At 47.2% G+C, this 26611-nt stretch carries 25 protein-coding genes; 20 read left to right on the top strand and 5 right to left on the bottom strand.

The annotated features are described in order from the left end of the window. Window positions 1-287: 287 nt before the first annotated feature. The 10 genes from cyoA to F0220_RS25820 all read left to right on the top strand — a co-directional run bounded on the left by cyoA (window position 288) and on the right by F0220_RS25820 (window position 10516). Window positions 288-1262, top strand: a complete 975-nt coding sequence (gene cyoA, locus F0220_RS25865; RefSeq protein ID WP_036606906.1) for a ubiquinol oxidase subunit II — start codon at window positions 288-290, stop codon at window positions 1260-1262. Between the two features lie 21 nt (window positions 1263-1283). Continuing rightward, window positions 1284-3254, top strand: coding sequence for a cbb3-type cytochrome c oxidase subunit I (locus F0220_RS25860; RefSeq protein ID WP_076212762.1), 1971 nt, complete (start codon window positions 1284-1286; stop codon window positions 3252-3254). Beyond that, window positions 3255-3875: a cytochrome o ubiquinol oxidase subunit III gene (cyoC, locus tag F0220_RS25855; protein ID WP_091019254.1), complete on the top strand. Its 621-nt coding sequence runs from the start codon at window positions 3255-3257 to the stop codon at window positions 3873-3875. Beyond that, on the top strand, window positions 3876-4205 hold the full coding sequence (gene cyoD, locus F0220_RS25850) for a cytochrome o ubiquinol oxidase subunit IV (RefSeq protein ID WP_091019256.1): 330 nt from the start codon (window positions 3876-3878) through the stop codon (window positions 4203-4205). A gap of 224 nt (window positions 4206-4429) precedes the next feature. Then, window positions 4430-5419 (top strand): zinc-dependent alcohol dehydrogenase family protein, encoded by a 990-nt coding sequence (locus tag F0220_RS25845; protein WP_105601897.1) that lies wholly within the window; start codon window positions 4430-4432, stop codon window positions 5417-5419. Between the two features lie 153 nt (window positions 5420-5572). Further along, window positions 5573-6412, top strand: a complete 840-nt coding sequence (gene kduI / locus F0220_RS25840) for a 5-dehydro-4-deoxy-D-glucuronate isomerase (protein ID WP_036606918.1) — start codon at window positions 5573-5575, stop codon at window positions 6410-6412. An 87-nt stretch (window positions 6413-6499) separates the two neighbouring features. After that, window positions 6500-7258 carry a DeoR/GlpR family DNA-binding transcription regulator gene (locus tag F0220_RS25835; protein WP_181155596.1) on the top strand — a complete coding sequence of 253 codons (759 nt, stop codon included), beginning with the start codon at window positions 6500-6502 and terminating at the stop codon, window positions 7256-7258. 77 nt (window positions 7259-7335) lie between these two features. Further along, window positions 7336-8088: a 2-dehydro-3-deoxy-D-gluconate 5-dehydrogenase KduD gene (gene kduD / locus F0220_RS25830; protein ID WP_091019283.1), complete on the top strand. Its 753-nt coding sequence runs from the start codon at window positions 7336-7338 to the stop codon at window positions 8086-8088. A 37-nt stretch (window positions 8089-8125) separates the two neighbouring features. After that, complete coding sequence (locus F0220_RS25825) at window positions 8126-8971, top strand: sugar phosphate isomerase/epimerase family protein (RefSeq protein WP_091019285.1); 846 nt, start codon at window positions 8126-8128, stop codon at window positions 8969-8971. A gap of 237 nt (window positions 8972-9208) precedes the next feature. Further along, window positions 9209-10516, top strand: coding sequence for a homocysteine synthase (locus F0220_RS25820; protein ID WP_105601894.1), 1308 nt, complete (start codon window positions 9209-9211; stop codon window positions 10514-10516). Window positions 10517-10699: 183 nt separating this feature from the next. On the opposite strand, the gene F0220_RS32640 is transcribed toward F0220_RS25820, so the two are convergent. Continuing rightward, window positions 10700-10852, bottom strand: coding sequence for a hypothetical protein (locus tag F0220_RS32640; protein ID WP_181155595.1), 153 nt, complete (start codon window positions 10850-10852; stop codon window positions 10700-10702). Window positions 10853-10936: 84 nt separating this feature from the next. Here F0220_RS32640 and F0220_RS25815 point away from each other — a divergent pair, with 84 nt between their 5' ends. Together F0220_RS25815 and F0220_RS25810 are read left to right on the top strand one after the other, a co-directional pair. After that, window positions 10937-12952, top strand: coding sequence for a heavy metal translocating P-type ATPase (locus F0220_RS25815; protein ID WP_105601891.1), 2016 nt, complete (start codon window positions 10937-10939; stop codon window positions 12950-12952). 132 nt (window positions 12953-13084) lie between these two features. After that, complete coding sequence (locus F0220_RS25810) at window positions 13085-13894, top strand: alpha/beta fold hydrolase (protein WP_105601889.1); 810 nt, start codon at window positions 13085-13087, stop codon at window positions 13892-13894. A 123-nt stretch (window positions 13895-14017) separates the two neighbouring features. Here the strand turns inward: F0220_RS25810 and F0220_RS25805 are convergent, their stop codons facing one another. Next, entirely contained in the window at window positions 14018-14749 is a 732-nt protein-coding gene (locus F0220_RS25805; RefSeq protein WP_036606933.1) for a ZIP family metal transporter, read from the bottom strand. A gap of 256 nt (window positions 14750-15005) precedes the next feature. Here F0220_RS25805 and trxB point away from each other — a divergent pair, with 256 nt between their 5' ends. Together trxB and F0220_RS25795 are read left to right on the top strand one after the other, a co-directional pair. Beyond that, entirely contained in the window at window positions 15006-15947 is a 942-nt protein-coding gene (gene trxB, locus F0220_RS25800) for a thioredoxin-disulfide reductase (RefSeq protein WP_105601888.1), read from the top strand. A gap of 62 nt (window positions 15948-16009) precedes the next feature. After that, window positions 16010-16240 (top strand): glutaredoxin family protein, encoded by a 231-nt coding sequence (locus F0220_RS25795; RefSeq protein WP_091019295.1) that lies wholly within the window; start codon window positions 16010-16012, stop codon window positions 16238-16240. Window positions 16241-16380: 140 nt separating this feature from the next. On the opposite strand, the gene F0220_RS25790 is transcribed toward F0220_RS25795, so the two are convergent. Together F0220_RS25790 and F0220_RS25785 are read right to left on the bottom strand one after the other, a co-directional pair. Next, a complete protein-coding gene (locus F0220_RS25790) occupies window positions 16381-16578 on the bottom strand; it encodes a hypothetical protein (RefSeq protein WP_053779005.1) in 198 nt (65 codons plus the stop codon). Between the two features lie 147 nt (window positions 16579-16725). Then, window positions 16726-17892 (bottom strand): ROK family transcriptional regulator, encoded by a 1167-nt coding sequence (locus F0220_RS25785; RefSeq protein ID WP_105601886.1) that lies wholly within the window; start codon window positions 17890-17892, stop codon window positions 16726-16728. Between the two features lie 198 nt (window positions 17893-18090). On the opposite strand from F0220_RS25785, the gene xylA reads away from it, so the two are divergent. Further along, complete coding sequence (gene xylA / locus F0220_RS25780; protein ID WP_091019299.1) at window positions 18091-19407, top strand: xylose isomerase; 1317 nt, start codon at window positions 18091-18093, stop codon at window positions 19405-19407. A gap of 2 nt (window positions 19408-19409) precedes the next feature. Here xylA and F0220_RS33040 read toward each other — a convergent pair whose 3' ends face one another. Continuing rightward, window positions 19410-19559 (bottom strand): hypothetical protein, encoded by a 150-nt coding sequence (locus F0220_RS33040; protein WP_181155594.1) that lies wholly within the window; start codon window positions 19557-19559, stop codon window positions 19410-19412. Window positions 19560-19887: 328 nt separating this feature from the next. Between F0220_RS33040 and xylB the strand changes: the two genes are divergently transcribed. The 5 genes from xylB (at window position 19888) to F0220_RS25755 (ending at window position 26437) form a co-directional block, all read left to right on the top strand. Then, a complete protein-coding gene (xylB, locus tag F0220_RS25775) occupies window positions 19888-21381 on the top strand; it encodes a xylulokinase (protein WP_105601885.1) in 1494 nt (497 codons plus the stop codon). 220 nt (window positions 21382-21601) lie between these two features. Continuing rightward, entirely contained in the window at window positions 21602-22318 is a 717-nt protein-coding gene (locus tag F0220_RS25770) for a glycosyltransferase (RefSeq protein WP_223199778.1), read from the top strand. A 1082-nt stretch (window positions 22319-23400) separates the two neighbouring features. Then, complete coding sequence (locus F0220_RS33440) at window positions 23401-24471, top strand: glycosyltransferase (protein ID WP_218780912.1); 1071 nt, start codon at window positions 23401-23403, stop codon at window positions 24469-24471. Window positions 24472-24714: 243 nt separating this feature from the next. After that, entirely contained in the window at window positions 24715-25341 is a 627-nt protein-coding gene (locus F0220_RS25760) for a bifunctional 4-hydroxy-2-oxoglutarate aldolase/2-dehydro-3-deoxy-phosphogluconate aldolase (protein WP_105601882.1), read from the top strand. Between the two features lie 169 nt (window positions 25342-25510). Beyond that, window positions 25511-26437 carry an alpha/beta hydrolase gene (locus F0220_RS25755; protein ID WP_223199777.1) on the top strand — a complete coding sequence of 309 codons (927 nt, stop codon included), beginning with the start codon at window positions 25511-25513 and terminating at the stop codon, window positions 26435-26437. Window positions 26438-26611 lie beyond the last annotated feature (174 nt).

Raw genomic sequence — 26611 nt, 5'->3', positions numbered from 1 at the left:
GACTGGATAAGTTCCCGGAATCCAGTCAATAAAGCCCTTTGCGGATTCGTTGACACTGTTCAACGGGACTGCAAAGGGTTTTATTTTGCGACTTGATGTGTAAAGATTACGAAGTACAAATATCAAGCATGCAAGCGATTTGTGAGAAAAAATTCACACATTTAAGGTGTAAAATCGACAAATTTGTTAACAAGAACAAAAAAGTTGTTCATTTCTGATATCTTTAGTAGGAAGAGAGTAGTATACTGATTTTTCAGTATGAGCGAATTTAAGGAGAGGGGATCAAAATGAACAAGAAACCTAGGTCGCTAATCCGGATTATCATTCCGGTTGTCCTGACGTTGGTTACAATTGCATTGATTGTCTGGCCAATGCTGGCAGGCGGACAGTACGTTGTTCTGGATCCGAAGGGGCCAATTGGCGCTTCGCAGAGAGATTTGATTGTCATCTCGACAATTTTGTGTGCTGTCATCATTGTGCCAGTACTCATTTTGGCTGCCGTAATCGTATGGCGTTACCGTGAGAAACCGGACAACAAAGCAGCATATGAACCTAACTGGGCTCATAGCACCAAAGCGGAGGTTGTTTGGTGGACCATTCCAATTATTATTATTGGGATACTTGCAATTGTAACGATTCGTTACACTTATGTTCTGGAACCTTCAAAGCCGTTGGCTCACGAGAAAGCACCAATTACCATCCAAGTGTCTTCACTGGACTGGAAATGGCTGTTTATGTATCCAGAACAAGGAATTGCAACGGTTAATACGTTGAATATTCCGGCAGACCGGCCTGTGAAATTTGAACTCACTGCGGATTCACCGATGAATTCATTCTGGATTCCGCAACTTGGAGGACAGATTTATACGATGTCGGGTATGGCGATGACCTTGTATCTGCAGGCAGATCATGAAGGCAAGTACTGGGGTTCAGGCGCTAACTTCACAGGTGAGCATTTTGGAGAAATGCGTTTTGATGTGAATGCTACATCGGACGAAGATTTTGACAATTGGGTAGCTGAAGTGAAACAGAGTTCTCAAGCTTTGACTACAGAAGGTTACAAAGCACTGGCTGAGCCAGGAACAAGCAACGTTGCTTATTATTCTGCTTTCCCAGAAGGATTGTTCCAAAATATTGTGACCAAGTATGTTGTAGATGGTCAAAGTGCTCACAGTAAGCATGGAACTTCAAAAGAAGCTTCTGGAGCCATTCAAAATGCAACGGATACGTCCAATCAAGACGAGGACAAGAGTGCTAACTAAAGATTCGAAAGGAGGCCCCCAATGTTAGAGGGACTTAAAGAGTTTGCATCGGAGTTTTTCGTAACCGGTGATCCGCTCATTTATGGTGCGATGGTAGCTATCGGTATTACCATGATTACTATTGTAGCGGTGCTAACTTATTTCAAAAAATGGGGCTGGCTCTGGCGTAACTGGTTAACGACTGTCGATCACAAAAAGATCGGTATCATGTATATCATCGCTTCCATTATCATGTTATTCCGTGGTGGTGTGGATGCGCTAATGATGCGCCTTCAGCTAGCTATGCCTAACAATGAATTTCTGAATCCTGAGCATTATAATCAGGTCTTCACAACTCACGGCACGATCATGATTCTGTTCATGGCGATGCCATTTATGTTTGGTCTATTTAACGTTATCGTGCCATTACAGATCGGAGCAAGGGACGTTGCGTTCCCGTTCCTGAATGCACTGAGCTTCTGGTTATTCTTCCTGGGAGCAATGCTGTTTAACCTGTCATTCGTTATCGGGGGTTCACCGGATGCAGGATGGCTGAGTTATCCGCCTCTATCGGAGCTGTCGCACAGCCCTGGGGTAGGACAGAACTTCTATATATGGGGTATTCAGATATCGGGTATCGGTTCCCTGGCTACCGGTATCAACTTCCTGGTTACCATCATTAAAATGCGTGCGCCAGGCATGAGATGGATGAAAATGCCGATGTTCACATGGTCGGTATTCTCGACTTGTATCATTATCTTGTTTGCTTTCCCGATCTTGACCGTGACACTTGCATTGTTATTCCTCGACAGGTTTGCCGGGGCGCATTTCTTCACACTTGATCTGGGCGGTAACCCAATGATGTATATCAACTTGATCTGGATGTGGGGTCACCCTGAGGTATACATTGTCGTCTTGCCGGCATTCGGTGTGTTCTCCGAGATTGTAAGTACCTTCTCTCGGAAAAAACTGTTTGGCTACAAGTCGATGGTATTCGCAATGTTGATCATCAGCTTCCTGTCCTTCTTCACATGGGCGCATCACTTCTTCACGATGGGTTCTGGAGCAGACGTGAATGCATTCTTCGCCGTAACTACGATGTTGATTGCTATTCCAACAGGGGTTAAGATATTCAACTGGCTGTTTACCATGTATCGAGGAAGGATTCGCATGGCGACTCCGATGATGTGGACACTTGCCTTTATCCCGTGCTTTATTGTTGGGGGTATGACAGGCGTTCTGTTATCCGTTGCTCCTGCTGACTTCCAGTTCCACAACAGTTACTTCCTGATTGCCCACTTCCACCAGGTGTTGATCGGTGGCGTTGTCTTCGGATACTTCGCAGGTCTGTACTACTGGTGGCCTAAAATGTTCGGTTTCCAACTCGAAGAGAAACTGGGCAAATGGGCATTCTGGACTTGGAATATTGGTTTCTATGTCTGCTTCATGCCGCAGTACGCTGTCGGTCTGATGGGTATGACACGTCGTCTGAGCACATACGGCTGGGATACTGGCTGGTGGGAACTGAACTTCGTATCCACAATCGGGGCATTCCTGATGGGGGTCGGATTCCTGTTCCAAGTTGCACAAATTGCAGACGGTATTCGCAAATACAAATCACTCAAAGCTCCTGCCGATCCATGGGATGGCCGTACGCTGGAGTGGTCAATTCCTTCACCAGCTCCTGAATACAACTTCGCCGTTACACCGCGCGGAGATGATATTGATGAGTGGTGGGAAGAGAAAGAACGTCGTGCCAAAGGCATCTATCCGCCAGAGCAACCGCTTGAGCCGATTCATATGCCGAAGAACTCTGGAATTCCGTTCATCATGTCTGTCTTCTGGTTCATCGCTGGTTTCGGCTTTGTCTTCGGATGGCTGTGGATGGCAATTCTCGGACTCGCTGGCGTAGGGATCTGTATGATCGCCCGTTCATTCTCATACGATACGGATTATTACATTCCGGTCGACGAAATTAAACGTACCGAAGCGTCGTTAAGGGGGTCGGTATAGATGGCTCAAGCAGCCGCTAAACACGGTGAGAATCATGCACATGGTCACGACCATGGACATCATGATCCACAGGAAATGAAAATTCTCGGTTTCTGGTTCTTCCTGATTTCCGACGTTATCCTGTTCTCCGTATTGTTCGCAACCTTCATTGTGTTGCGTGACAATACGGCGGGCGGACCGATTTTGTCTGAATTGATCAAAATGCCTGGCGTTATCGCCGAGACATTTATCTTGCTCACAAGTTCATTTACGAGCGGACTTGCCGTTCTAGCAATGAACCAGGGTAAAGTGAAACAATTGATTAACTGGCTGATTGTTACAGCTGTTCTGGGTGCAAGCTTTATCGCCCTGGAGGTTTATGAGTTTATTGAGTTGATTCACGAAGGGTTTAGCTTTACAACGAGTGCTGCTTCTGGTGCATTCTTCACCCTCGTGGGTACTCACGGACTTCACGTATCGCTTGGTCTGATCTGGATGATTGGACTCATGTTCCAACTGAAAAAACGTGGTATTACTGATGTTACTCGCGGTAAAATCAACGTTATCAGTTTGTACTGGCACTTCTTGGACGTCGTATGGATCTTCCTCCTGTCGATCGTCTATCTCATGGGGGTGATGTAGATGGCAGAGCACAACTCACATGATTCCCACGGCCATGAACAACATGGCTCACTGAAGTCTTATGTCATCGGCTTCATTCTGTCCGTCGTACTGACAATCATTCCACTTGTGGTGGTTTTGAACGACATGATGGGCAAAACAGGAACACTCATTGTGATTCTTGGTACAGCAGCACTTCAGTTTGTGGTTCAACTCTTCTTCTTCATGCATATTCGGGAAACAGAGAAACCACGCTGGAATGTCATGGCCCTTATTTTCGGATTACTGATTATGATGACCATCGTAATTGGTTCGATCTGGATCATGCTTAACAATGCTGTTGCACATTAATTCATTGTTGAAAGAGCTTCACGACCTTGGAATTCAAGGTTGTGAGGCTCTTTTTTGTTTCTAAGCAGAAGTTATCGCATATTTTAATGGAAAAAAGTTGGATTATATCATAATAAGTCGTTGATGAAATAATTTACCATTGATACTATTGTTATACACTCTGGAAATATATTTAATATCCTAGTTAGAGCTATTCCAGCAAAATTATTTTAGGAGATGCACCAATGAAAGCAAGGGTAATCCGTTATTATCGTTTTGGCGAACCAAGTGAAGTGTTATGTATGGAAGAAAAAGATGTGATACCCCCTGGCCCTGGTGAATTAGCAGTGAGGATGCATGCTCGGCCTATTAATCCCTCCGATCTCATTCCTGTTCGAGGAGCTTACCCGCATCGTACCCGATTACCAGCTGTTCCCGGGTTTGAGGGTGTGGGGATAGTAGAAGCAGTAGGGCCGGGAGTATCCAATCAAATGTTGGGACGCCGCGTCTTGCCGCTAAAAGGTGAGAATACTTGGCAGGACGTCGTGAAGACCTTGGATCGTCATACAATCATCGTGCCGAATGATATCGATGATCACTCAGCCAGTCAGCTATATATTAATCCGGTTACGGCTTGGTTGATCTGTACAGAGGTGCTTAAGCTTACGTACGGTGATACCCTGATTGTGAATGCAGGGGGATCTGCAATCGGGCGAATCTTTGCACAGATCTCAAAAATTTATGGATTTAAATTGATTGCGCTTACGAGAGATGATCGTCATACTGCTGAACTGTATCGTTTTGGAGCAGTTTCTGTTATCAATACAACGAAAGAGTTGCTCCAGGCTAGAATCGCAGAATTAATAGAGGGGTGCGGTGCTGATGCAGCCGTGGATTGTATTGGAGGGACAGACGGGGAACAGTTGGTCAGTTGCCTTAAACCAAATGGTACGGTCATCAGTGTAGGATTGCTTTCGGGGATCACACCGTTATGGCATGAAGTAACCCGAGGAACACAAGTTCATGTGAAACTTTTCTGGTTAAAGCATTGGGTGGAACGCTGTTCGCAAGAACGCTGGGAACAGGTATTTCATGAGGTGATGGAGCTGGTCAGAGCAGGGAAGCTTGTCATGGCAAACATTGGGGCGACGTATGAACTAACGAATGTACAACAGGCTATTGCAGCGGCTGAATCGGGTATCGAGGGGAAGGTTCTCTTAATACGTAATACATAAAAATTGGAAAAAAGTCTTAATCTCATTATCACATAAATTACTTTTTCGAAAATAAAGGTACACAAAAGATACATAATGAACTAAAATGAACTTATATGAACATTTTCAAACTCAATCTCAACTAATTTAAATGAAGAAAGGAATGGATTAATAATGGAAAATCGTTATGCTGCACATCCCAATGAAGTGAAAACGTATGATACATCTCGCCTGCGTGAGGAATTTTTGATGGAGCAACTGTTTGCAACCGATGAATTGGTAACGGTGTATTCTCATGTGGATCGTTATATTGTGGGAACGGCTGTACCTGAGAGCAAGGACATTACTCTTGAAGTGAACCTGAAAGATATCGGAACGAACTTTTTCCTGGAGCGTCGTGAAATCGGTATCATTAATGTCGGTGGTCACGGAACAGTGACAGCGGACGGACAAGGTTATGAGATTGGAGCGAAGGAATGTCTCTACATCGGTAGAGGTGTGAAGGAAGTTGTGTTCACAAGCAGTGACAAGGCTCAACCTGCACAATTCTATTTTGTATCCACACCGGCTCATCACACCTATCCAACAGTAAAAGCAACGCAAGAACAAGCTCAGCCAAATCATCTGGGCAGCATCGAAACTTCCAATGAGCGTACGATCTATCGTTACATTCACCAAGGAGAAGGTGGAATTCAGAGTTGTCAGTTGGTGATGGGCATTACCGAACTCGACAAGGGTAACATGTGGAACACGATGCCTGCACATACCCATAACCGCCGTTCCGAAGTATACTTGTACTGGAACTTGCCTGAAGACGGTGTTGTATTCCATATGATGGGCGAGCCAAACGAAACACGCCATCTGGTTGTACGTGATCGCCAGGCGATCATTTCCCCAAGCTGGTCCATTCACAGTGGTGTGGGTACAAGCAATTATACGTTCTGTTGGGCGATGGCTGGTGAGAATCAGACGTTCGAAGATATGGACGGCGTAGCGATGAAAGACCTGAAATAATAAATTACAGATGTCTGAGTTAAATTGACAGGGTAGACACTAGAACACTCATTCATTTGACTCAGGTGGTATAGGAAGTTGATTATGATGAATCCATTGAAAAGACATGAAAAAATTATGGAGGCTCTGCTGGAGCGCCAGGAAGTAACCGTCAGTGATCTGAGTGAGTTACTGCAGGTGACTGGGAAAACAGTACGAGAGGATCTCGACAAGTTGGAGAGTATGGGACTGCTCGTACGTGTCCATGGTGGTGCTATGCTGGCTCAGAATGACCAGTATGGCATCTTGAATAGCCGCGGAGTTACCGAGAAGCATCATCCGGAGAAGACGGAGATTGCTGAACGTGCCCTTGCTTACATTCGACCTGGAGATATCGTTGCTCTCGATGGTGGCAGCACCACACTGGAGATGGCCAAACGTCTCGATAATCAACCGCTGACGGTGGTGACCAATGACCTGTTCATTATTGCAGAGTTGACCAAAAAGGAGCAGGTGCGACTGGTAGTTCCTGGCGGGGCTCGTGTACGGAATATGTTGGTTGGGGATGACACGGCTGCGTTTATATCCAGTCTTAACATTCATAAAGCCTTTATATCCACGACAGCCCTTCATCCGGAATTTGGATTATCCATATATACGGGAGATCTGGTTCCTTTGAAAAAAGCAATGATATCTGCCTCGCAGCAAGTATACGGCGTTGTGGATCATTATAAATTCGGACAATTTGCACTGCGAACTTTCGCCCAGTGTTCGGAACTGGACTATATTATCAGCGATAGTCGTTTGGATGAAGAGACGGCTGCCTTATACGAGCAGAGCGGTGTCACAGTGGATTATCAAAGTTAACCTCATTCATTATTCATGGGATTAAAGTACGGACGGATCTAAGGATTGCATATCAAAACCATGCGGAGGAATCATTCATGAACCCATTTGATTTAAGCGGACAAGTTGCACTGGTGACAGGTACCTCGGGAGGACTTGGACAAGGGATGGCCATTGGTTTGGCAGAAGCAGGTGCTGATGTGGTGCTGGTCTCTTATTCCAAGCCTGCGGCAACGGCAAGTGCCATTGAAGCACTCGGACGCAAAGCTTATGTGATTGAAGCGGATTTAAGTCGTGAAGATGAGTTGTCGGCTGTGTTCGAACAGGCGCTTGCGTTCCAGGGCAGAATTGACATTCTCGTCAACAATGCCGGAATCATTCGTCGCACACCTGCGGCTGATCATGCAGGGCAGGACTGGCATGATGTCATTGGTCTGAACCTGAACACTGTATTTTTCCTAAGCCAATTGGCAGGCAGACATATGATTGAACGCGGAAGTGGCAAAATCATTAATATTGCCTCCATGTTGTCCTATCAAGGTGGGATCAACGTGCCAGGGTATACAGCCAGTAAACATGGCGTTGCCGGTTTAACCAAAGCACTCGCCAATGAATGGGCAGGTAAAGGAATCCAGATTAACGGTATCGCACCTGGTTATATGGAAACCGATAATACTACCCAGATCCGTGCGGACGAGAATCGTTACCGGGATATTACAGCCCGTATTCCTGCGGGGCGCTGGGGAACACCTGAAGATCTGAAAGGCCCGGTTGTCTTTCTGGCATCTGCCGCTTCGGATTATCTGAATGGTCATGTGCTGAATGTCGATGGCGGCTGGATGGCACGTTAATCACCTGATAATCGGATTAGCATAAGGAGGCAGTGAGATGAAACTTGGTATTCTGGCACATACATTTGGCAAACAGCCTACAGCACAGCTTGCGCAGACGATTGCGGATAACGGATTTAATTCCGTACAGCTGGCGCTGGCCAAAGCATTATCCGATGTGGACTCATCAAATGGCAAGCTGAGCCCAGGGCTAGCGAATGAGATCGGAGATCAATTTGCACAGCGCGGGGTGAAGATTGCGGTACTGGGCTGTTATATCAATCCGATTGACCCTGATCCGGTAAGACGACGTGCGGACATTGATCGATTCAAGGAGCATCTGCGTTATGCCCGGGATTTTGGTTGCAGCATGGTAGCAACGGAGACCGGGGACTTGGACACCTATCAGGATACACATCCGGATGGATATGAAGAGAAGGCGTGGAGTGTGCTGAAAGAAACGGTTGAGGAGTTGGCTGAGGAAGCCGAGAAATGGGGCGTGCATGCGGCGATTGAGCCTGTGTCCACACATACTCTTCATACGCATGAACATATGACACGTTTGTTTGAAGAGATTCCTTCATCGAATCTGGGGATGCTGTTCGACCCGTGTAATCTGATCAAGCAACCACATGCTACAGATCAAGGGGCTTTCTTGCGCGAGGTGATGGAATCGCTGTATCAGCGGATGATTGTGATCCATGCCAAAGATGTAGCCTTTGATGCACAGGGAGAGAAGTTTAATCCGGTACCTGGGGCAGGCATACTGGATTACCCGTTATTTTTTGAATTGCTAAAAACGTATAAGCCACATATCGATATTTCACTTGAAGGTGTAACTGCGGAGGAAGCTGTACCTGCGGCCAAACATTTGCGTGAAGTATGGAGTGCAGTTCGGGTCTAAGAGACAGCCGGATTGAAAAGTGGTGCAGCGCATCTGCAGCAGCCGAAAAACCTTTGCGAGGGCAAAGGTTTTTTTGGTATAGAAATGTTAATGTACATATTTAATATTTCTCATCGGAAAAATCGGAAATAAGTCTTTTCAAATGCAACATCTTGTGAGAGAATATGGAAAACAACGCCACCATGTCAAGACATCATGAATTTATCGAACGTATATATCAAGGGAGGATTCAGATTTATGTCAAACGAACGTGAGCTTTCATTTGAAACATTGGCAATTCATGCAGGCCAGGAGATTGATCCAACCACCAACGCACGAGCTGTACCCTTGTATCAGACAACATCCTATGGATTCAAGGACACCGAGCATGCAGCTAACTTGTTTGGTTTGAAAGAGTTTGGCAACATCTATACCCGTCTTATGAATCCAACAACCGACGTGTTTGAGCAACGAATTGCGGCGTTGGAAGGCGGAGCTGGAGCGCTGGCTACAGCTTCTGGTCAGGCAGCCATTACGTTTTCACTTCTGAATATTGCTGGTGCAGGCGATGAGATCGTGTCTTCGGCGAGTTTGTATGGAGGTACATACAATCTGTTCTCGACAACTTTGCCGAAACTGGGTCTGGACGTGAAATTTGTGGATTCCAGTGATCCTGAGAATTTCCGGGCAGCGATTACGGAGAAAACGAAAGCATTGTATGCCGAAACGATCGGTAATCCAAAGGGGAATGTACTTGATATTGAAGCGGTAGCAGCCATCGCTCATGAACATGGAATTCCTTTGATCGTGGATAATACGTTCCCAAGTCCGTACCTGCTTCGTCCAATCGAACATGGTGCAGATATTGTCGTTCACTCTGCAACGAAATTTATTGGCGGTCATGGTACATCCATTGGTGGCGTTATCGTGGATAGCGGAAAATTTGACTGGAAAGCAAGTGGCAAGTTCCCTGGATTGACGGAGCCGGACTCCAGTTATAACGGTGTTGTATATACGGAAGCGGTTGGACCGATTGCTTATATTATCAAAGCTCGTGTACAACTTCTGCGTGACCTGGGTGCAACGATCTCTCCATTCAACTCATGGTTGTTGCTGCAAGGACTGGAGACATTGCACTTGCGCGTAGAGCGCCATAGTAGCAACGCGCTTGCGGTTGCTGAATTCCTTGAGAAACATGAGGATGTGTCCTGGGTAAGTTATGCAGGTCTGCCAAGTCACGATTCTTACGAGCTTGCCCAGAAGTATCTGCCAAGAGGGCAGGGCGCCATTCTGACCTTTGGAATCAAAGGTGGTGCGGAAGCGGGTCGTAAATTGATTGAAAATGTTAAACTGTTCTCTCACCTTGCAAACGTGGGCGATTCCAAGTCACTGATCATTCACCCGGCAAGTACGACTCACGCGCAGTTGACTGAAGATGAACAAACTGCCGCAGGGGTTAATCCGGAGCTGATTCGTCTGTCTATTGGCACAGAGAACATTCAAGACATTATCCATGATCTGGAGCAAGCGATCAAAGCAAGTCAGGGAGCAAGTGTAGGCGCATAAATGGTATTGGGTGGATGTGAAACATTCACTTAAGCGATATGCTATAAAATAATCAAACGCCTATCAATAGATGCTTTAAGCCGTTGTCCCATGGACAGCGGCTTTTTGCCTTTTTAAGGCGCATTTAGGAGTAACCGTCCGGAAAATATCCATTTACAAATGAGGATTACAGGCATATACTGATTAAAAGTTGTGTTGGGTAAAAATAATTGCATAAGCACAAAAATGATTATCATTCTCATTCGAGATGATTGCAAAACCATTCACAAAACCATGCTGCTGCGGGATTCCCGCAGCAGCATGTGTCATTTTTAGGGCATTAACAATGGCTCTCATTCTCAATACAACTTCATTTCTGGAAGCGGAACTGGAGCACATTCACTCTCCGCAAACCTACCATTCGAAAGGAACGTGATTTATATGCAAGCGATACATCAACCTCTACACAGACAGAAACAAGTAGAACAAAGCTCATCCCAAACACCCGGCCCCAATCGTGGCAAGAAGCCTGATTTTCGAGCCATGGTGCAGAATAAAGAGATGCAATCAGCATTGGGCAGCGGACTGTTGATGCTGATTGCCTGGGGAACTGCACCGTATTTTGGTACTTTATCCATCATGCTCTACATTGTGGCGTATGCCGTTGGCGGCTGGACCAAAGCGAAGGATGGCATCGAGACACTGGTCAAGGACCGTGATCTGGATGTAAACCTGCTGATGATTGCCGCATCCCTTGGGGCAGCAGCCATCGGTTACTGGAATGAAGGCGCGATGCTGATCTTTATTTTTGCACTCAGTGGTGCGTTGGAAAGTTATGCGACAGAGCGCAGTCATAAGGATATCTCATCATTGCTCGCGCTGAAGCCGGAGACTGCACTGCGTATTGAGGACGGACAGATGAACCTCGTGGCTATTGATGATCTGCAGCCGGGTGATCTGCTGTTGGTCAAACCGGGAGAACTCATCCCAGCAGATGGTGTCGTGTACCGGGGGAGTTCTTTTATCAATCAGTCGTCCATCACCGGAGAATCCCTGCCTGTGGACAAAGTTGCGGGGGATGAAGTCTATGCAGGTACGGTAAACGGGGAGGGTGCCTTATACGTAGAGGTTACAAAATCGGCTGAAGGGTCACTGTTTGGCAAAATCATTAAAATGGTGGAAGAAGCGCAGGCAGAAGTGCCGGATTCCCAGCGTTTTATGGAGCGGTTTGAAGGGATTTACGCGCGCATTGTTGTAGGGGTGACTTTACTTGTGATTGCAGGAACTCCACTGCTGCTTGGCTGGACATGGAACGAGGCATTTTATAAAGCGATGGTATTTCTGGTTGTTGCATCACCTTGTGCATTGGTGTCTTCCATCATGCCTGTCATGCTGTCCGCGATGTCCAGCAGTGCGCGCCGTGGCATTCTCTTCAAGGGTGGTGCCCATATGGAGAATATGGCACGCACGCAGGTCGTGGCTTTTGACAAAACAGGTACATTGACCATGGGCACCCCGCAAGTCACCGATATTATTACGGCTGAAAATGTAGATCGCGCCCAGCTCTTAGCTGCGGTAGCGGCAATTGAGAACCTCTCCATGCATCCTTTGGCTCGTGCCATCGTAGATCAGGCGAACATGGAGAACATTACACTTCAGGAAGCGGAGCACGTCCAGGCTCTAACAGGCTGGGGTATCGAAGGAACTATAAATGGTGTGGTCTGGAGCATTGGCAAAACAGGTGTATTGGGATCAATGCAGTCAGAGGAGATGAAAGATAGCAACGTTGGTGATCCAGATGAACATGGTGTTAACCATGTGAAGGTATCTTCTGAGTGGGGCGATGTACGCTCCCGTCTTGAGGGGGAGGGGAAAACCGTATCCGTTGTTATGGCTGATGGTGAATTAGTTGGGCTGATCGCCATGCGGGACACCGTACGGCCACAGGCAGCAGCTGCAGTGAAAAAGCTGGAAGCCATGGGTGTAAAAGTTGCGATGTTAACAGGAGATCGGGCCAGATCAGCTTCTGTGATTGCGCGTGAAACGGGGGTAAGCATGGTCTATGCAGACTTGCTGCCAGAAGATAAAGTGGAGAAGGTCCAAGTGCTCCGCAAACAGTATGGTCCTGTGCTGATGGTAGGGGATGGCGTAAATGATGCACCAGCACTTGCAGCAGCTACTGTGGGTATGGGGATGGGATTGTCCGGTAGCGGAACTGCACTGGAGGTCGCTGATGCGGTACTGATGAACGATAACATTGAAGAGATCGCTTGGGTCATTGGGCAGGCTCGTCGAGCTCAGCGTACGGTGAAACAAAATATGTTTTTTGCCATCACCGTTATTCTGGCCTTAATTGCAGGTAACTTCCTCCAAGACGTCGCATTGCCTTTGGGTGTGGTAGGTCATGAAGGCAGTACAATTCTGGTTATTCTGAATGGACTTAGGCTGCTACGGTAATCAGATTTGGAGAGGAAGATGGTTAATTGGTTTCGCTGGTAGTATGCGGCTGGTTGAACAGCTTACGTTTGAACCTTGGGTCAGCGGGTAATGATTCGAAGAGACGGTTCGATAATAAGGGAGCTGTGAAATATGGGACGTTATGTACAAGTGGAACCAAATGTAAAAGTATATGTTGAAGATATTGGCGAAGGCACCCCAGTTGTCTTTTTGCACGGCTGGCCTGTTAATTATAAAATGTTTGAATATCAGTTGAATGTACTGCCGAACCATGGCATTCGTGCCATTGCGGTAGATTTTAGAGGATATGGCTTATCGGATAAGCCTTCCACAGGATATGATTATGATCGTATGGCAGATGATGTTCGTGCCGTTATTGATGATCTGGACCTGAAAGACGCCGTACTCGCAGGATTCTCCATGGGTGGAGCGATCGCAGTACATTACATGGCTCGCCATAAGGGACATGGTGTCTCCAAGCTGGCCTTGTTATCTGCGGCAGCACCTGTGTTCACACAGCGTGAAGGTTATTCGTATGGATTGACTCCAGAGCAGCTGAATGAGCAGATCATTGAGCCGATCTTTGCAGATCGTCCGAAGTTGCTGGAGACGTTTGGCGGCATGTTCTTCGCTAAGAAACACAGCCAGCCATTCATGGATTGGTTCCACGCTCTCGGCATGGAAGCTTCATCTTATGGTACCATTCGCAGTGCAATTGCGTTGCGGGATGAGGACTTGCGAGGTGACCTGAGTTCGATTCGGGTGCCAACAGCCATTTTGCACGGGAAAAAGGATGAGATCTGTCCGTTTGAGTTCACCGAGCAGATGCACCAAGGCATCGCTTCGTCTCAACTGATTGCTTTTGAAGAGAGTGGTCATGGTGCATTCTATGATGAATTGGAAAAATTCAATTCGGAACTGATTCGATTTATTCAATCCTGATCAGGAGAGGGCGAAATATCTCTGACAGACGGTCCCAGTAATTTCATGGAATCTTCATTTGTGGCTAAACAAAGAACCCGGTCGACAGTCTTGGACTGTTCGCTCGGGTTCTTTAGTCTTCAATTAAAACAGTTCGGTCAGACCAATCATCGTGATGAGCCCGAGCAAAAAGGACATCGTCGCCACACGTGCATTGCCATCGCCGTGACTTTCTGGAATAAGTTCCTTATAAACAATGAACATCATCGCACCAGCTGCAAAGGCCAGACCATAAGGCACAAGACCAGCTACGAGACTGCTTAATGTGTAACCAATCATAGCGGTAATAATCTCTACCGCTCCAGTCAGGGTGGCAATACCCAGCGCTTTGAAGCGGCCAATGTTCTGGTTCACAAGAAAGAGGGCGACCAGGAATCCTTCCGGTGCATTCTGCAATCCGATGGAAAAGGCAATGAGATTGCCCAGGTTCTCATCCGAGCTTGCATAGCTAACGCCAACGGATAACCCTTCTGGCAGGTTATGCATGGTGATGGCTGCAATAATCATGAAGGCTTTGGTTTCAATTTTAAAAGGCATTTTCTCGGGATTCTCCAGATCGACGTGTGGAATCTTCATCTCCAGCACCAGTAGAACCAGGCTACCAAGCATAATACCAAATGCAAGTACAAAGAGATTCGATTGGCCAAGCGCTTCCGGAATGAGATTATACACCGAGGCCGAGGTCATAATACCTGCGGCGTACGCCAACAAGATATCACGCAGACGGTGCGATATTTTGCGCATAAATAGAATGGGTACGGCCCCTAGGCCGGTTGACATAGCTGATATAAAACTGCCAATGAGTGCATCGTTCATGCTTCCATTTTCCCTCCTGATGAAGACTTCTTCATAATCGCTGCCGAGCATTGACACCGTACATAAAAGAGATCATAATGAACAACAGATTAGAATGATTATAAATTAGAATTCCGTTTCTGCATAGGGCTATTGTCATATCACATGCAGGTCTTGTGGACATGATATGGGCTTTTCGTTCTAGTGTATGCAAAAGCCTAAGCTTTTGATGCCGGAGGGTCTAACCTTTTTGCAGAACCCGGGGGAGGAACTATACATGTATAAATCAATTATTATTGGAACAGGCCCTGCAGGGCTGACAGCAGCAATCTATCTGGCACGTGCCAACTTGAACCCGCTCGTTATTGAAGGTCCACAACCTGGTGGCCAACTGACAACAACAACGGAAGTGGAGAACTTCCCAGGTTTCCCTGATGGCATCATGGGTCCTGAACTGATGGACAACATGCGTAAACAAGCAGAACGTTTCGGTGCTGAATTCCGCACTGGCTGGGTGAACAACATCGACATGAGCGAGCGTCCATTCAAGATTCAAGTTGAAGGTATGGGGGAACTCGTATCCGAAACATTGATCCTGTCTACAGGCGCATCTGCTAAATACCTCGGTATTCCTGGTGAAGAAACGAATGTAGGCCGCGGTGTCAGCACATGTGCAACATGTGATGGATTCTTCTTCCGTAACAAAGAGATCATCGTTATTGGCGGTGGTGACTCTGCTCTGGAGGAAGCAAGCTTCCTGTCCCGTTTCGGTTCCAAAGTAACGCTGGTACACCGTCGTGAAGAACTGCGTGGCTCCAAAATCATGCAGGATCGTGCACGCAGCAACGAAAAAGTAGAAATGGCTTTGAATCGTACACCACTTGAAGTCCTTGCTGGTGACAACGGCGTAACAGGTCTGAAAGTATTGAACAACGAAACAGGTGTAGAAGAAGTGATTCCGGCAAGCGGCGTATTCGTAGCCATCGGTCACACACCAAACACCGGATTCCTTGGCGGACAGATCACTACGGACGAACACGGTTATATCCTGACTACACCAGGTACATCCGAGACAAACATCCCAGGCGTATTTGCATGTGGTGACGTTCAGGATACACGTTACAAACAAGCGATTACAGCTGCAGGTAGCGGATGTATGGCTGCCATGGACACAGAGAAATACATTGAGAGCTTGGAGCACAGCGCAGTTGTTCTTTAATAGAACTAGCTGATTCCAACCAAACTATAGATTAATATAAAACCATATGAGGTGAATTAAACATGGAAAACGTAATTGTATATACATCAACGAACTGCCCCAACTGCAAATCCGTAAAAACATTCCTGGCTGACAAAGGTATCTCTTATGAAGAGCGCAACATCGAAACTAGCGATGAATTTGCACAACAAGTATGGGACATGGGCGTACGTGCCGTGCCATTGACTGTCATTGGTGAACACCGCATTCTGGGTATGAACAAAACTCAATTTGCTAAAGCATTGGAAGCTTAAATCAGGCTGATTATCTGAATCATCATATGTTGAAAGAAATTTTCGATTCATATGCAATTCCGGTTTTCGCGAGCCGTTAGGATATAGAAAGAACCGTACCCGGAAGGGTACGGTTTTTTGTGGCTAAGGCAGAATATAATTTAGAAAAAAATACTCATGAAAGTCTGAAACACAACATATACAAGTACTCCTGACAGCATGTACATGAAACCAGCCTTCTTTTTGCTCTGAAACAATCGGAGTATGCCAAGGCTGAACAGGGGCGCAAGCACAATCAGGAACAGGAGTACGGTGACAAACATTTGCGCCGAGATATCTGAAGTATCCACGTAGGTCACGCTTCTTTTCACTCCGTTTCGTTATCGGAATTAACACAGCTATATCCACACAGCCATGACAAAAATCACATAACCCCATTATACATCTGGATTTCTTTAACAAAAAGGGAGGAAATGGGGCGAAATGATGTCAATTTTCATCTGTTATTAGACGGACACTCTTATTTTACCTAAAAATTGGGATATTGCAGAGTAAGCGGCACCAACCCGGGTGGAACGGCTGCCTAGAGCTGCCCATTCAATCTGCAAACTGCGGCGATGATAGGGTAACGTACGTTCTTCGACAACTTGTTTTAATGCCGTTTCAATCCAGGGACCTGCTTCAGAGAGCGGTCCACCAATAATAATACGTTCCGGGTTGAAACTGTTAACGATATTGGTAATGCCAATCCCCAGTTTGCGTCCAATCGTGTTGTATAATTCTTGAACAGCATCGTGGCCTTGCTCCGCATAATGAATAAGCTCGCGTGTGGTATGAGCAGGTAATTTTAGCTGATGATCCGGGTGCTCATAGGCTTTTTCCGATGCGTATAACTCCCAGCAACCACGATTACCACAGGAACAGGGAAGACCTTCCGCTTCAATGGACATATGGCCTGTTTCCCCTGCGTATCCCCACGCACCTTTGTATAATTCACCATCTACCATGATGCCTGAACCAATCCCCATGCCTGCACTGATGTAGATCATGTGACGGACACCGATACCTGCCCCAAAATTCAGCTCTCCATGGGCACCAGCATTGGCTTCATTATCGATCGTTACAGGCAGTTCAAATTCTTCTTCAAGCATCGAGCGCAGAGCTACCTTCTCCCACCCCAAGTTGGGTGCAAACAGGACCGTTCCTGCCTCATCCACCATGCCCGGCACTCCGATGCCAATACCAATGACACCGTGAGGGGAAGCAGGAGCTGCTTCAATGAGCTGTTTTGCTGCCAATTTCAATTGCTCCAGTACAGAGGAGACGTCATGATGTTCCAAGGTTACTGCGTACTCTGTAATGATGTGTCCTTCGAGATCTGTAAGCACGCCTTTCAAATGGGTCACACTGAGTTCCAGACCGACTGCATAGCCTGATGTCCCTCGAAATAGCAGCATAAGTGGTTTACGTCCGCCGCTGGATTCCCCAGGGCCAATCTCCTGTACCAGGTCATCACTGATCAGATCAGCAACCAGGTTGGATACCGTTGCTTTGTTCAGCCCCGTAACCTCGGACACTCGTGCGCGAGAAAGAGGGGCATGGCGCCGGATCGTATCCAGAACGATCGACTTGTTTATTTTTTTGACCAGCATCTGGTCTCCGGTTATTTTCATATCGTTAAGGCACTCCTATTCTTCTGTTAAAGGGTCCTGACCCACATCCGAAACAAGTTATTCGACTATTATAGCGTAAACAAGCGTGTAAAAAACAATTTTATTTTTACTTTGTTTAACCAATAGACAAAGTGAATTCGATGTGATAGGATAACGGTGTAAACGATTTCTTAAAACTATTGAGGAGGCATTTTACACATGGCCTATTTTGAATCCGTTAATAAAATTTCATTCGAAGGTAAAGATTCCAAGAATCCTTTTGCTTTTAAACATTATAATCCGGAAGAAGTGGTAGCCGGCAAATCGATGGAAGAACATTTCCGTTTCGGCATGGCTTACTGGCATACATTAACTGCAGGCGGCAGTGACCCGTTCGGTGCAGAGACAGCTGTTCGTTCATGGGATAAATACTCGGGTCTGGACCTCGCGAAAGTACGCGTGGAAGCAGCATTTGAATTTTTGGAAAAAATGAATCTCCCGTTCTTCTGTTTCCACGATGTGGACATTGCACCAGAAGGCAACAACCTGCGCGAGTTCTACAGCAACATTGATACAATCGTTGATCTGATTGAAGATCATATGAAATCCAGCGGCAAAAAACTGCTCTGGAACACAGCGAACATGTTCTCGAACCCACGCTTCATGTTTGGTGCAGCATCCACTTGCAACGCAGACGTGTATGCTCACGCTGCAGCACAGATCAAGAAAGGTCTGGAAGTGGGGAAACGTCTGGGCGCTGAAAACTATGTCTTCTGGGGCGGTCGTGAAGGTTACGACACATTGCTGAACACAGACATGCAACTGGAGCAAGACAACATTGCTCGCATGTTCCACATGGCTGTAGACTACGCGAAGGAAATTGGTTTTGACGCACAATTCCTGATCGAGCCTAAACCAAAAGAGCCAACGAAACACCAATATGACTATGATGCAGCAACTTCCATTGCTTTCTTGCAAAAATACGGTTTGGACAAACACTTCAAACTGAACCTGGAAGCGAACCATGCTACACTGGCTGGTCATACATTTGATCACGAAATTCGCGTTGCTCGTACGAACGGCATGCTCGGTTCCCTTGATGCGAACCAAGGCGATATGCTGATCGGTTGGGATACAGATGAGTTCCCGGTTGATATGTACGATGCGACACTGACTATGTATGAAGTATTGAAAAACGGCGGTATCGGCCGTGGCGGTGTGAACTTTGACGCGAAAGTACGTCGTGGTTCCTTCGAAGCAGACGATCTGTTCCTGGCACACATCGCAGGTATGGATACGTATGCTAAAGGTCTGAAAGTAGCAGCGAAGTTGATTGAAGATCGCGTATTCGATGACTTCATCGAAAAACGTTACAGCAGCTTCAGCGAAGGTATTGGTGCAGATGTGGTTGCAGGTAAAGCAACACTTGCTTCCCTTGCTGAGTACGCACTCAACAATGAAAGCCCACGCAAGAACCAATCCGGACGTCAGGAATTGCTGAGAGCACAACTCAACCAGTATATCTTGGCTGACTAATTTTAGAATTCATCTGTGTAAGGAATGGCATGTACCCATGCCTCCCTGCACGAGCTTGTACCACGGAACGCCTGAACAAGCATGACATTCGGACCGTCCCCGACTTTCCCCTGGGAAGGCGGGGACGGTTTTTTGATACCTGAGCCAATCATGCACAAGTGATCTACATGCGTATCAAGGTTTCATTTATAACCAATGACGAATCAAGGTCATTGGATCAATTTTTTTGCTACAAAAACGAGTACGTTTTTACTGTTTTGATATAAATGGTTGTCTAAGATGGTGTATGCAGAACGGAGTGAGCAGAAAGGACCTGAGGAAGCAAAGCGGTCGCATTTATCCCCGGATTTCACCCTTGCTAAAGGGTATAAAGGAAATCTGGGGGTAACGGCGATCCAAGGGTTTTCTGCTCACGAAGTGACCACATGAGCATCGAGGTTTCATTTATACAATCCTGTTATAAACGAGAGGAGTTAACCTATGAGTTACGTAATTGGTGTCGATCTGGGAACCAGTGCGGTTAAAACCGTGTTGGTCAATCGTGAGGGAAAAGTGGCATTTGAAGCATCCGAGGCATACCCGTTGTACCAGCCGAAGGCTGGATACAGCGAACAAAATCCCGAAGATTGGGTAGAGCAGACGATTGTTTCCCTGCGTAAATTGCTTGAAGTGTCTGGCGTGCAGCCATCGGAAATCGAGGGATTGAGCTTCTCCGGTCAGATGCACGGACTGGTCTTGGTGGATGCAGTAGGTAAACCGCTGCGTAACGCAATCCTGTGGAATGATACACGTACTACAGCTCAGTGCCGTCGCATCGAAAAAGTGCTGGACAGCAAGCTGTTAAGCATTGCCCGGAACCGTGCACTGGAAGGATTCACCTTGCCGAAAATTCTGTGGGTTCAGGAGAATGAGCCTGAATTGTTACAGCAAGCAACCTTGTTCCTGTTGCCAAAAGACTATGTGCGTTATCGCCTGACCGGGGATTACGCTATGGATTATTCCGATGCAGCGGGTACCTTGCTGCTGGACGTTGCAGGCAAACAGTGGAGCAATGAGATTGCAGAAGCATTCGAGCTGCCAATCTCTCTTTGTCCACGTCTTGTGGAATCGTTTGAGGAAGTGGGCACGTTGCTTCCTGAGATTGCGGATCAAACGGGTCTGGCGGCTGCGACGAAAGTATATGCAGGTGGTGCGGATAATGCGTGTGGTGCCATTGGCGCAGGCATTCTGAGTGAAGGACAGACGATGTGCAGCATCGGAACGTCCGGGGTGGTGCTTTCCTACGAAGAGCGCAAAGATCTCGACTTCGAAGGCAAAGTACACTTTTTCAATCACGGGGAGAAAGATGCCTTCTATATTATGGGGGTAACGCTTGCCGCAGGATATAGCCTGTCCTGGTTCAAGGATACGTTTGCCGCGGACAAATCATTTGATGTGCTCTTGCAGGGCATTGATCAGATTCCGGCGGGCAGCAATGGATTGTTGTTCACACCGTATATCGTTGGGGAGCGTACACCTCATCCGGATGCGAATATCCGTGGTAGCTTCATCGGTATGGATGCAGGGCACAAGCTGGAGCACTTTGGACGTGCGGTAATGGAGGGCATTACCTTCTCGCTGCGCGAATCCATTGATATTCTGCGCGGCGCAGGTAAAACCGTCAATGAAGTCATCTCCATTGGTGGCGGTGCCAAGAACGAAGCTTGGTTGCAAATGCAGGCAGATGTCTTTAACGCCACGATTGTGAAGCTGGAGAGCGAACAGGGTCCTGCGATGGGTGCAGCAATGCTGGCTGCCTATGGTTGTGGCTGGTTCCCGTCCTTGCAGGAATGTGCAACAGCGTTTATTCGTCCAGCGAAGTCCTATGAGCCGAACCCGGAAACGGTTGCCGTCTATGATGGACTGTTCACACTGTACCAGGAAGTCTATGGACAGACACGTAGTCTCAATGATCGTTTGGCTGAATACCGTTAATTCATTTATTTCACTACATTAATCTTGTGATTACCTTAAAAGCATCCGCGAAGGCGGGTGCTTTTTTTGTCGTTCATCAAGATTAACCCCATGAAAGGTTTACTTGGCCTGCATATCCGCATTCCGGCTCTGCATAGATTGGAAATAGAGGATTGTGATTCGTCCAGGTATCGTGTGTCCGACATTTTAATAGGTAGAAGCTTGAGCAGGGGGTGAAGATTTGGATAGACATGAGGAACATGGAAGACCACATATTACCTTGTCGATGATCGTTCGTAATGAAGAGAATCGCTATCTCAGGCAGGCACTGGAGAGACATCGTCCCTGGATTGATCGCGCAGTAATCATTGATGACGGAAGTACGGATGCAACGGTCGCGCTGTGCCGGGAACTTCTGGACGGTATTCCACTCGTATTAGTGGAGAACGCTGCTTCACGTTTTGCAGACGAGGTAAGCCTGAGAAAACAGCAATGGGAAGAGACGGTGGCGACCAATCCGGAGTGGATTTTGAATCTGGATGCGGATGAGATTCTAACCAGTGACTTTGGTGTGGTACGTGATCTGCTGCTCAGTGGCAATGAAGATGCGATCTATTTCAGATTGTTTGATATGTGGAGTGAGACGCATTACCGGGAAGATGAGTTCTGGCAGGCGCATGCCTATTATCGGCCATTTCTGATTCGTTATCACCCGGGGATGAACTATGAATGGAAAGAGACACCCCAGCATTGTGGTCGTTTTCCGTTAACGATCCAGCATTGGTCCTATGGATGTCATGCTCCCCGGGTGAAGCACTATGGTTGGGCGCGGGAAGAAGACCGCATCCGCAAATATGAACGTTATCAAGCACTGGACCCTGAAGCAAGATACGGCTGGAAGGAACAGTACGAATCGATATTGGATCAAGAGCCACGACTGTTGGCATGGTTCGAATAAGGAGAGGGGGAGTGAGCACGTTGAAGAAAGACCCGTTACACCCATCGCAAGAAGAATCCCAACCTCAAATAGAGCTGAATTTACAAGGGAAAGAGAATGAGAAAGAAAATCAAAATGCGGAGCAAGATGAGAGCAAGAAAGAGAGCCATAGTAATCATCGACCGTCCAGACGTTCTGATAAATCGCTGGAAACCCGCCAATCGGAAAAGCTTGAAGAGCTTGGCCAGGAAAGAATACTGATCGCCAGCCCGGTTCGCCAGACAACGCCAGTGCTCCGTGAATTTCTGGATTCTCTGCATGCACTGGAACGAACAACAGTGAAGACGGATTATCTGTTTGTTGACGATAACGTGGAAGAAGCCGCATCGAATATATTGCATGAATTTGTGCTTCAACATGAAGGGACGGTTATTCAAGCAGATGAACATGGTAGCGGTAGTCCTGACAACAAAGGGGTGTACAGCAAGGATGAGGGAGGACACTATTGGCAGGATGAGCAGATTTGGCGTGTAGCCGGTTTGAAAAATCGCATATTGCAATATGCACGCGACAATCACTACGATGGGGTTTTCCTGATTGATTCTGACTTGGTGCTGCATCCACGGACGCTGGAGCAACTTGTATCGAATGGCAAAGACATTGTATCCAATATCTTTTGGACCCGCTGGCAACCGGATGCCAGGGAAATGCCACAGGTATGGTTGCAAGATGAGTATGCCTTGTATCGCCGCGGTGGTAAAACATTAGACGGAACCGAGGCGGAGGACGAGGGCACACAAACGACTGCTTTTCTGAGTCAGTTGCGGATCCCGGGTTGTTATGAAGTTGGAGGGCTGGGGGCATGTACTCTTATTCGCAAAAATGTGCTGGCAGCAGGAGTTTCATATGACCAGATCCCCAATGTATCCTTCTGGGGTGAAGATCGTCATTTTTGCATTCGTGCTCAGGCACTGGGTTTTCGTTTGTTCGTCGATACTCATTTCCCTGCGTACCACATTTATCGATTGTCCGAACTGCCGGGGGTATCCGCCTTTAATCGCAGGGCGAGAAGAGGTGAGGAGACGATCAGTATTACCCTGTGTATGATTGTGAAAAATGAAGAAGCTTCCCTTGCCAGATGTCTGGACTCGGTCAACGGTATTGCCGATGAGATTGTAATCGTGGATACCGGTTCGACGGATCGTACCCGTCAGATTGCTTCCAGATATACGGATCGTATTGTTGATTTTGAGTGGGTGGATGACTTTGCAGCAGCACGCAACTATGCTTTCGATCAGGCAAAGAGTGAATATATTCTGTGGCTGGATGCCGACGATGTGTTTGAACCGGAAGATCGGGCGAAACTGATCGCCTTGAAACGTTCGCTGGACCCGGATGTTGATAGTGTCACGATGGATTACAATCTGTCATTCACAGCAGATGGCAAGGTAGCCTACAACCTACGCCGGAATCGTCTGGTGCGTCGGGATCGGCAATTTCGCTGGATTGGCGCGGTGCATGAATACCTGGCTGTAGCGGGCAATCTGCTGCATAGTGATATAGCGGTTACCCACAAGAAAGATAAGGAGTATACCGATCGGAATCTGCGGATCTATCGCAAAAGGGAACAGGCCGGAGAGGAATTTGGGCCGCGTGACTTGTACTACTTCGGTAATGAACTGAAGGACCATGGACAGCATGAGGATGCGGTGAAGTACTATGAGAAGTTTCTGGATACCGGGCTGGGCTGGGTGGAAGATCAGATCGCTGCGTGCCAGAAAATTGCGGATTGTGAAGCTGCACTTGAACGTCCGGAACAGGAAGTCACCGCGTTGTTCCGATCATTTGCCTATGATTTGCCAAGAGCCGAGATTTGCTGTCGATTGGGTGGTTATTTTGCCGACCGTGAAGATTATCGCAAGGCCCTGTTCTGGTACGAACAGGCGACTCGTGCTGTACGTCCCGATGATCCTATGGTAGTGCTGAATGAAGCAGCCTGGACCTGGATGCCGCATCTGCAACTATGTGTGTGTTATGACCGGATGGGTAACCGTGCCAAGGCCCGGGAACATAATGATATCGCACTCGCCTATCATCCAACACATCCGAGTATGTTATATAACGATCGATACTTTAAAGATTTGGAGAAGGATAACGTGTTGGAAAATGCTTAGTATTTTCAGTCGAAATACTGCCTCTTTCGTGGAATTGAATGGGTGAACCAGCCCCATTTCCATGGAGAGGTTTTTTTACGTTGAAATGTATTCACTTTATAGTATCTCTCGAATTCACTTCAGTAATGGATTAATGTATTTCATCCAGGGGAGGATATGCCTTACAATAATGAATAACGGAAAAGCGGTGACCATGATTGCCTGTCTTCGGCTGCCGAATTGATGAAGCAAGGGGAACTGGATATGAATTTGACGGAAGTACTATTGGAGTCAAGGCTGGTTGCGATTGTGCGCGGTATAAGCCGCGAAGCGGCAGTAACAGCTGGACAAGGTATGACAGGTGGTGGCATCCGACTGATGGAAGTCACACTAAACACACCTGGAGCACATGATATTATTGCAGACTGGCGTGAGCGGCATGAAGGAAAGGCTTATGTTGGAGCGGGTACGGTTCTGAATGTGCAGATGGCGAAGGAAGCGGTCGCTGCAGGAGCACAATTTCTGGTGTCTCCCAATGTCGATCTGTCTGTCATTGAATATGCTGTAGAACATGGTGTCGAGATCTGGCCTGGAGCCATGACACCCACGGAGATTGTCGCTGCCCATGAAGCGGGAGCACGAGTTGTGAAGTTGTTTCCGATGGCGAGTTTGGGCATACCGTATCTGCGGGAGATCAAAGCTCCACTGAATCATATTCCACTGCTGGCAACAGGTGGTGCCACACTGGAGAATATTGCTGATTATTATGCAGCAGGCGCTGCTGCAGTGGGTCTGGGAAGTGCCCTTTTACCACGAGAAGCTCTTGTAGCAGGAGATCATGAGTGGATTTCAGCATGTGCACGGAGATTTGTGGAAGCAGCTGTAGTCTAGGATTCCAGCATCAGATGAGGGATATGTATATTTGGGTATATATATGATGGTTCCGAAAAATTAGTTGTTAGATTAATCTTTATCATAAAAACCCATGTGACTTAACATGCCGTTCACTCTATTGTTTTATGATGGATGTATGCCAGAATTCGGAGAGGAGAGATGCCCTGTGAAAGCTAAAACAATGATAGGCGGCATGCTCGCCGTGGCCGCAGTAACGGCAGGTGGTTTATGGAAGGCAGCGGTAAAGAGCCAGACACCTAAGAAGATTCCAATCACACTGACACCCCCAATGCCATTTGAGGATGTGACCTTTGACAGTGGGGGAGGTCGGGTGCATGGCTGGTTCATCCCGGCCAGAGCCGACATTCCGAAACCATGGCCGCTCGTTATCATTGCACATGGATGGGGCTCCAATCGCTCCCGTGTTCTTCGTTACGCACGTCCGATCTGGGAAGCTGGATATGCCTTATTTATGTATGATGTGCGTAGTCATGGGGCCAGTGATCCGGTTCGTGCTGCATCTGCCTACCTGTTCCGGGATGATCTGCTCGCGGCGTTGCAGTATACGACTGCACGACCAGAGATTGATGCGGATGCCATCGGAGTACTTGGACATTCTTTGGGTGGACTGGGTACGATTCTTGCAGTGACGGAGGGAATTCCTGTATCAGCAGTGATTACGGACTCGATGCCATCGCAATTTGAGGTAATCGTCAGTTCAGAGCTGAGACGCCGGCGTCTGCCCTTATTTCCACTGGCCCAGTTAATTCCGAGAATCTGGTTCTGGCGACTGGGTGAATCTCTGAAATCCTATCGTCAGCGTGAACCGGTGATGATGCTGAATGAACGGCGCAGGGGGATGCAACTGCCAATGCTTATGGTGCACTCCAAGGGAGATAATTTCATTCCCCCGAGTGAGCTTGAATATTTTATGTCCAAAGCCGATCCGCCTGTTGAACATCTATGGGTCAACAGCGGAGGACACAGTTGTTCCGAGGAAGATCCCGCCTTCTGGGATACCGTGATTCCCTTTTTGAAAATCCATGTTCAAGGTCAGGCGAAGTCGAACGATTCGTCTATAGCGAGTAGTTGACAAGGTAGAATCAGCCTACATAAGAGTGCAGGCTAATAGAGAAAACGCCAACGTGGTTGGCGTTTTTTTTGCTGTTAATAGCAATATGCAGAAATTCACATTTGTAAAATTGCCCCGAAAACGACGATTAAAAAGGAAGCTTATGGTATCATAGAATAGACTGGCAATATTCAT

Origin of the sequence: Paenibacillus sp. 37, from assembly GCF_008386395.1 — a bacterium.
Taxonomy (GTDB): Bacteria; Bacillota; Bacilli; order Paenibacillales; family Paenibacillaceae; genus Paenibacillus; species Paenibacillus amylolyticus_B.
Note: the sequence above shows the minus strand (reverse complement) of the source record. Positions and strands in the feature narration are given on the sequence as shown.

What these genes read in the sequence shown, in the direction of transcription:
- cyoA (WP_036606906.1), top strand. Translation starts at nt 288, where the DNA reads ATGAACAAGAAACCTAGGTCGCTAATCCGGATTATCATTCCGGTTGTC.
- F0220_RS25860 (WP_076212762.1), top strand. Translation starts at nt 1,284, where the DNA reads ATGTTAGAGGGACTTAAAGAGTTTGCATCGGAGTTTTTCGTAACCGGT.
- cyoC (WP_091019254.1), top strand. Translation starts at nt 3,255, where the DNA reads ATGGCTCAAGCAGCCGCTAAACACGGTGAGAATCATGCACATGGTCAC.
- cyoD (WP_091019256.1), top strand. Translation starts at nt 3,876, where the DNA reads ATGGCAGAGCACAACTCACATGATTCCCACGGCCATGAACAACATGGC.
- F0220_RS25845 (WP_105601897.1), top strand. Translation starts at nt 4,430, where the DNA reads ATGAAAGCAAGGGTAATCCGTTATTATCGTTTTGGCGAACCAAGTGAA.
- kduI (WP_036606918.1), top strand. Translation starts at nt 5,573, where the DNA reads ATGGAAAATCGTTATGCTGCACATCCCAATGAAGTGAAAACGTATGAT.
- F0220_RS25835 (WP_181155596.1), top strand. Translation starts at nt 6,500, where the DNA reads ATGAATCCATTGAAAAGACATGAAAAAATTATGGAGGCTCTGCTGGAG.
- kduD (WP_091019283.1), top strand. Translation starts at nt 7,336, where the DNA reads ATGAACCCATTTGATTTAAGCGGACAAGTTGCACTGGTGACAGGTACC.
- F0220_RS25825 (WP_091019285.1), top strand. Translation starts at nt 8,126, where the DNA reads ATGAAACTTGGTATTCTGGCACATACATTTGGCAAACAGCCTACAGCA.
- F0220_RS25820 (WP_105601894.1), top strand. Translation starts at nt 9,209, where the DNA reads ATGTCAAACGAACGTGAGCTTTCATTTGAAACATTGGCAATTCATGCA.
- F0220_RS32640 (WP_181155595.1), bottom strand. Translation starts at nt 10,852, where the DNA reads ATGAGAGCCATTGTTAATGCCCTAAAAATGACACATGCTGCTGCGGGA.
- F0220_RS25815 (WP_105601891.1), top strand. Translation starts at nt 10,937, where the DNA reads ATGCAAGCGATACATCAACCTCTACACAGACAGAAACAAGTAGAACAA.
- F0220_RS25810 (WP_105601889.1), top strand. Translation starts at nt 13,085, where the DNA reads ATGGGACGTTATGTACAAGTGGAACCAAATGTAAAAGTATATGTTGAA.
- F0220_RS25805 (WP_036606933.1), bottom strand. Translation starts at nt 14,749, where the DNA reads ATGAACGATGCACTCATTGGCAGTTTTATATCAGCTATGTCAACCGGC.
- trxB (WP_105601888.1), top strand. Translation starts at nt 15,006, where the DNA reads ATGTATAAATCAATTATTATTGGAACAGGCCCTGCAGGGCTGACAGCA.
- F0220_RS25795 (WP_091019295.1), top strand. Translation starts at nt 16,010, where the DNA reads ATGGAAAACGTAATTGTATATACATCAACGAACTGCCCCAACTGCAAA.
- F0220_RS25785 (WP_105601886.1), bottom strand. Translation starts at nt 17,892, where the DNA reads ATGAAAATAACCGGAGACCAGATGCTGGTCAAAAAAATAAACAAGTCG.
- xylA (WP_091019299.1), top strand. Translation starts at nt 18,091, where the DNA reads ATGGCCTATTTTGAATCCGTTAATAAAATTTCATTCGAAGGTAAAGAT.
- F0220_RS33040 (WP_181155594.1), bottom strand. Translation starts at nt 19,559, where the DNA reads ATGATTGGCTCAGGTATCAAAAAACCGTCCCCGCCTTCCCAGGGGAAA.
- xylB (WP_105601885.1), top strand. Translation starts at nt 19,888, where the DNA reads ATGAGTTACGTAATTGGTGTCGATCTGGGAACCAGTGCGGTTAAAACC.
- F0220_RS33440 (WP_218780912.1), top strand. Translation starts at nt 23,401, where the DNA reads ATGATTGTGAAAAATGAAGAAGCTTCCCTTGCCAGATGTCTGGACTCG.
- F0220_RS25760 (WP_105601882.1), top strand. Translation starts at nt 24,715, where the DNA reads ATGAATTTGACGGAAGTACTATTGGAGTCAAGGCTGGTTGCGATTGTG.